Below are 5,663 nucleotides of genomic sequence, written 5' to 3'. Positions count from 1 at the left end.
GTTCTGATTTGTCTTGCTCATTTCGATTGCTCCGTTCCTGGATCCTGGTGTTTTGGGCTCCAGGAACGGCCTACAATCTCAACTTAAGTTGAGGTCAAGCGCAAAAATCAGCTCACACGCCGAACCTTCAATTCACCTCAGACGTGCGCCGGCGAACGATGACGCCGAGCTCGTCGCCCTCGCGGGCGATGCGGAGGCGCTCCTCGGCCTCGGTCGCCTCGCGCTGGCGGTCCCACATCGAGGCGTAGAGGCCATGCTTGCGCATCAGCTCGGCATGGGTGCCGCGCTCGGCGATCTGGCCGTCCTGCAGCACGATGATCTCATCGGCCGTGATCACCGTCGACAGGCGGTGGGCGATGACGATGGTGGTGCGGCCCCGGCTGACCAGGTCGAGCGCTGCCTGGATCTCCTGCTCGGTGTGGCTGTCGAGCGCCGAGGTCGCTTCGTCGAGCATCAGGATCGGCGGCGCTTTCAGGATGGTGCGGGCGATCGCCACGCGCTGCTTCTCGCCGCCCGAAAGTTTCAGCCCGCGTTCGCCGACCATCGACTTGTAGCCATCGGGCAATCGCTCGATGAACGGACCGATCTGGGCAAGTTCGGCGGCCTTGCGCATATCCTCCTCGCTGGCGCCGATGCGGCCGTAGCGGATGTTGTAGGCGATGGTGTCGTTGAACAGCACGGTGTCCTGCGGCACCATGCCGATCGCCCCGCGCAGGCTCTCCTGCGTCACGTCCCTGATATCCTGGCCGTCGATCAGCACCTGGCCGCCCTGCACATCGTAGAAGCGGAACAGAAGCCGCGAGATGGTCGACTTGCCGGCACCCGAGGGCCCGACGATGGCGACGGTCTTGCCGGCCGGCACCTCGAAGCTGATGCCCTTCAGGATCTTGCGGTTCGGATCATAGGAGAAATGCACGTCGCGGAACTCGACCTTGCCGGCACTGACGGCGAGCGGCCTGGCTTCCGGTTTGTCGACGATCTCCTGCGGCACATCCAAAAGGTCGAACATCTGCTCGATGTCGGTCAGCCCCTGGCGGATTTCGCGGTAGATGAAGCCGATGAAATTGAGCGGCACCGACAGCTGCATCAGCATGGCGTTGATGAAGACGAAGTCACCGACCGTCTGCGTGCCGGCCTGCACTTCAAGCGCCGACATGCACATGACGATGACGGTGCCGAGGCCGAAGATGATGCCCTGGCCGAAATTCAGCCAACCAAGCGAGGTCCAGATGCGCGTCGCCGCGACCTCGTAGCGTGCCATCGAGCGGTCGAAGCGCTCGGCTTCCATGCTTTCGTTGTTGAAATATTTGACCGTTTCGTAATTGAGCAGCGAGTCGATCGCCTTGGTGTTGGCGTCGGTGTCGCTGTCGTTCATGTCGCGGCGGATCGAGATGCGCCAGTCGCTGGCGCGGACGGTGAACCAGACATAGACCCAGACGGTGACCGCGACGACGACCACATATTTCCAGCCATAGGTGTAGGCGAAGATGCCGGTGGTCAGCGCGAATTCGAGGATGGTCGGCGCCGTGTTGAGCATGATGAAGCGCACGATCGTCTCGATGCCCTTGGTACCGCGCTCGATGATGCGCGACAGGCCGCCGGTGCGACGCTCCAAGTGGAAGCGCAGCGACAGCTGGTGCATGTGGACGAAGGTGCGGAAGGCGAGTTGGCGCACGGCATATTGGCCGACGCGGGCAAACAGCGCATCCCTTAGCTGATTGAAGCCAAGCTGCACCAGGCGCACGACATTGTAGGCGACGACCAGCATGACCGGCGCCAGCAGGAAACTCGGCAGCGGCGGCGCCGATTTGGCGTCGCCGGCCAGCGCGTCGGTCGCCCATTTGAAGAAATAGGGACCGGCGACCAGCGTCAGCTTGGCGACGACCAGCAGAAGCGTCGCCCAGGTGACCCGGGCTCTCAGATCGGCGCGATCCGCCGGCCACATATAGGGCCACAGATTGAGCAGCGTCTTGAAGGTCGAGGAGTCGGAGACAGTTTTTTCGGCCATTTCTAGTGCCTTCTTCTTATGTCTTTTTGACCATGATCCCTGGACAAACTGAAACAGTTTGTCCGAGAAAACCGGGCTCCACTTTTCGGGGTCATGGTCTAGCGGCCAGAGCAGCAGGAATTGACGAGCGCGGCCACCGATGCGGAGACATCGGCAAGTGCGGCACGGTCGACCTCGTAGCGCGAGCGCTGACGGTCAGGTTCGAACCGGACCAGCCCGGCTTCGACCAGTATCTTCAAATGTTGTGACACAGTGGACTGCGCCAGATCGAAACGGTCGACGACCTCGCGGCAGCAGCAGGAGTTGCTGGTCGACAGGTATTTCAGGATTTCGATCCGAGCCGGGTGCGAAAGTGCTGCCAGCCGGGTGGCAACGGCTCGGCTGTCCGGGGCGCAGCCGGGTATACCTATTTCAGCTAGGGATTCGCTCATCGTCCATCGGCGATAAACGATGGTCGCCACTGCCGCAAGCTACTCTTCTGGGCAGAGCAGATAGCGGCTAACGCTGTGAACTGGACTTCTCGATCCCCGGGATGCCGGCAATCCGTTCAGCCAGGAAGTCGACCATCAGGCGGACCCTTGCAACGTCCGCGCGCTCCGGGACAATCAGCATGTTCAAAGGGGCGGACGGCAGCGAATAGTCATCCAGTATCGTCTCGAGCAGGCCCGCCGCCAAAAGATCGTCGACAAGCCATCGATGAGCCGGTGCGACCCCTCGACCCGCGACCAAAGCCTCGCGCGCGGCAAGCCCATGGTCGACACGCAGTCGCCCCGCGAAAGGCACCATATGACGCTCGCCTCCGGCGCCCTGCAAAGCAAGAGTTTGACTGCCCGCCACGTTCGACATCCGGATGCCCTCATGTCCAGACAGGTCCGACGGGACAGCCGGTCTGCCTCGCATCGCCAGATAATCCGGCGATGCCACGAGCAGGCGCCGCGATAGGCCGAGGGCCCGCAGCCTCAACGAGCTGTCCGTGAGCGGCCCCAAGCGAAGCGCGATATCGACGCCTTCCCGGACGAGATCGACACGCTCATCGGTGAGGCTGAGGTCAACTCCGATGTCGGGATACCGGTCCTGAAAGGCGAAGATGAGCCGGCTGGTGTGCAAGACCCCGAAAGCGGCCGTACAAGATATCCGGACGGTGCCAGCCGGCGCGCCACGTGCGCCCCGCGCTTCGTCGCCGGCCTGCTCGACAAGGCGCAAGATCTGGACGCTGTTAGCATAGTACCGGCTACCCTCATCGGTCAGCGTGACCCGCCGAGTGGTCCTGCTGAGCAAAGGCACACCCACTGCCTCTTCAAGCTCTTGCAAATGCCGCGTGACCGTCGATTGTCCGATACCCAGTTCACCGGCAACCAACGACAGATTGCCCCGTTCCGCAACGCGAACGAAGGTGCGCATACGTTCGAGGGTGATATCCGATTTATCCATTATCCGGCACAATCTTATGCATTACGAATGCGTAGCGGATTACGTCGATACTGCCTAGCTAAGGGACCAGTTTTTCAATCCTCGGAGTCCCCGCATGAAAATCCTGCTTGTCTTCGCTCATCCCGAATCGCGCTCGCTCAACGGCGCGCTCCGCGACGTCGCCATCAGAGAACTCGAGGCACAAGGCCACGAAGTGCGGGTGACGGACCTGTACGCCCAAGGTTGGAAATCAGCGGTTGATCGGGCCGACTTTCCGGTTTTGGCGCCGGACGCGCGGCTGATGCCTGCCGCAGCATCAAAGAAGTCTTTCGAGACCGACGCGCTGACAGAGGACGTCAAGGCCGAGATCGCAAAGCTGCTATGGGCGGATGCCCTGATTCTCCAGTTTCCGCTCTGGTGGTTTGCCATGCCGGCGATCCTCAAGGGCTGGGTCGACAGGGTCTTCGCCTACGGCTTCGCTTACGGTGTGGGTGAGCATAGCGACAAACGATGGGGCGACCGCTACGGCGAAGGAACCTTGATGGGCAAGCGCGCAATGCTGATCGTGACCGCCGGCGGCTGGGAGGAGCACTATGCCCCTCGTGGCGTCAACGGACCAATTGATGATCTGCTGTTCCCGATCAACCACGGCATGCTCTACTACCCGGGCTACGACGTCCTTCCGCCATTCGTCGTCTACAGCGTCGACCGCTTCGGTGAAGCCGACTTCGAACCCACAGCCGAGCGCCTGCGCGAGAGGATGAGGACGCTCGCGACCACGCAACCCATCCCCTATCGCCGGCAGAATGGCGGCGACTACTTGATTCCGAGCATGAAGCTACGCCCCGACCTAGGTGATCCGAACATGATCGGATTCAAACTGCACCTGAGCGGCTCAACGAACTAGCTGACGTCGGCCTTTGGATGGCCTGGACTAGTTGGTCTTGGCTGGCGCTTTCGTTGCCTGTTCGCCCATCGCCTTGAGGTCGGCGGCTTCGCCTTCCTTCGACTTTTCCGGGACCTTGAACACCTGCCCCGGCCAGATGCGGTCGGGATCGCTGATCTGGTCCTGGTTGGCGAGGTAGATGGTCGAAAAGCGCACGCCATGGCCATAGACACGCCGCGAGATCCGCCACAGCGTGTCATTGCGGCGGATGATGACGGCGCCGTCGGCATGTTCAAGCTTGGGCGCCACGGTCTCGGGCACATCGCTTGGCGGCGTCGCCTCCGCCACAACGGCCGGAGCCTCGGTGGCGGGAGCAGGCGTCGTGGCCGGGGCCGTTTCGGCCGCGGCCGGCGCCTCGGCGGCGGCCGGTGCGGCCGGCTTGGGCTGAACGGGCTTCGACTCCGAGGGTGCCACGGCGGCGACCGTTTCGCCGGGCTCTCGCTCGAATGGTACGGCCGCGCGGGCCACAACAGTCACACCGTCGGCATCGAGGCCGTCGACATGGATTGTGTAGCTGCCGACCGGAATGTCGCGCGTCGCCTCGACCAGGAAATGACCGTCCGTCGACGTTTGCGCGTCACCGAGCAGGATGTCGTTGGCATAGGCGCGCACCTTGCGGCCGGCATCGGCGAGGCCGGCGACAAAGATCTTGCTGCCGTCGATCTCGACCGCCTCGACGACGATCTTGGGCTCGGTCACGCCTGCAGCGGGCGGCGTCGCCGGCGCTGCAGGAGCCGGTGCTGCGTCGACCACGGCTGGCACTGGGGCGGCTGGTGCCGGAGCGGTTGCGGGCGCTTCGGCTGCGGGAGCAGCCGGCGCGACGGCCGGAGCAGCCGGCTTTGTCTCGGGCGCCGGAACGGTCAGCAATTCGGCCGGCTTGCCCGGCTCCTCGACCATGGCCAGCACCTGGCCGGCCGCATCCTTGGGAACCGAAACGACGGCGGTCTGCACCGAGGGCGTTACGACATCGCCCGTGGTCGCGCGCAGCGCGATCGTATAATCGCCGGGCTTCAGCGGATCATCGAGAATGATAACGAAGGCACCATCGGGACCAGCGACCGTCGAGCCAAGCACCGTCGAGCCGTTGAGGATCTCGACCTTGGCGTTGGGCGCCGCGTTGCCGGCGACGACAATCGAGCCATTGCTTTCGACGCGCACGACATCGAAGGACGGTGCGACCGGACCGGCCGCAGCCGGCGCCGCCGCGTCCGCGGCCGGTGCTGCCGGTGCCGTTGCCTGGGGCACCGCGGCGGGAGCCGCAGGGACCTCCGCTGGGGGCAGCCGCGCTTCGGTGCCGGG

5 protein-coding genes are annotated in these 5,663 nt (G+C 63.7%); 1 reads left to right on the top strand and 4 read right to left on the bottom strand.

The window, feature by feature from the left end:
* Positions 1-127: 127 nt before the first annotated feature.
* The 3 genes from EN943_RS33255 to EN943_RS33245 form a co-directional block, all read right to left on the bottom strand.
* Entirely contained in the window at positions 128-2,008 is a 1,881-nt protein-coding gene (locus EN943_RS33255; protein WP_127416171.1) for an ABC transporter ATP-binding protein/permease, read from the bottom strand.
* 98 nt (positions 2,009-2,106) lie between these two features.
* The gene (locus EN943_RS33250; RefSeq protein ID WP_127416170.1) at positions 2,107-2,439 is read right to left on the bottom strand and encodes a metalloregulator ArsR/SmtB family transcription factor; all 333 of its coding nucleotides are present in this window, start codon (positions 2,437-2,439) and stop codon (positions 2,107-2,109) included.
* 67 nt (positions 2,440-2,506) lie between these two features.
* Positions 2,507-3,439, bottom strand: a complete 933-nt coding sequence (locus EN943_RS33245; protein ID WP_127416169.1) for a LysR family transcriptional regulator — start codon at positions 3,437-3,439, stop codon at positions 2,507-2,509.
* A gap of 94 nt (positions 3,440-3,533) precedes the next feature.
* Between EN943_RS33245 and EN943_RS33240 the strand changes: the two genes are divergently transcribed.
* Positions 3,534-4,325 carry an NAD(P)H-dependent oxidoreductase gene (locus tag EN943_RS33240; protein ID WP_127416168.1) on the top strand — a complete coding sequence of 264 codons (792 nt, stop codon included), beginning with the start codon at positions 3,534-3,536 and terminating at the stop codon, positions 4,323-4,325.
* A gap of 27 nt (positions 4,326-4,352) precedes the next feature.
* Here EN943_RS33240 and EN943_RS33235 read toward each other — a convergent pair.
* The coding region (locus tag EN943_RS33235) for a LysM peptidoglycan-binding domain-containing protein (protein ID WP_164778510.1) at positions 4,353-5,663 on the bottom strand (1,311 nt) is incomplete at its 5' end.

Source organism: Mesorhizobium sp. M7A.F.Ca.US.006.01.1.1 (genome assembly GCF_003997935.1).
Classification (GTDB): Bacteria; Pseudomonadota; Alphaproteobacteria; order Rhizobiales; family Rhizobiaceae; genus Mesorhizobium.
The sequence above is the reverse complement of the archived record's forward strand: the minus strand, read 5'-3'. Positions and strand labels throughout refer to the sequence as shown.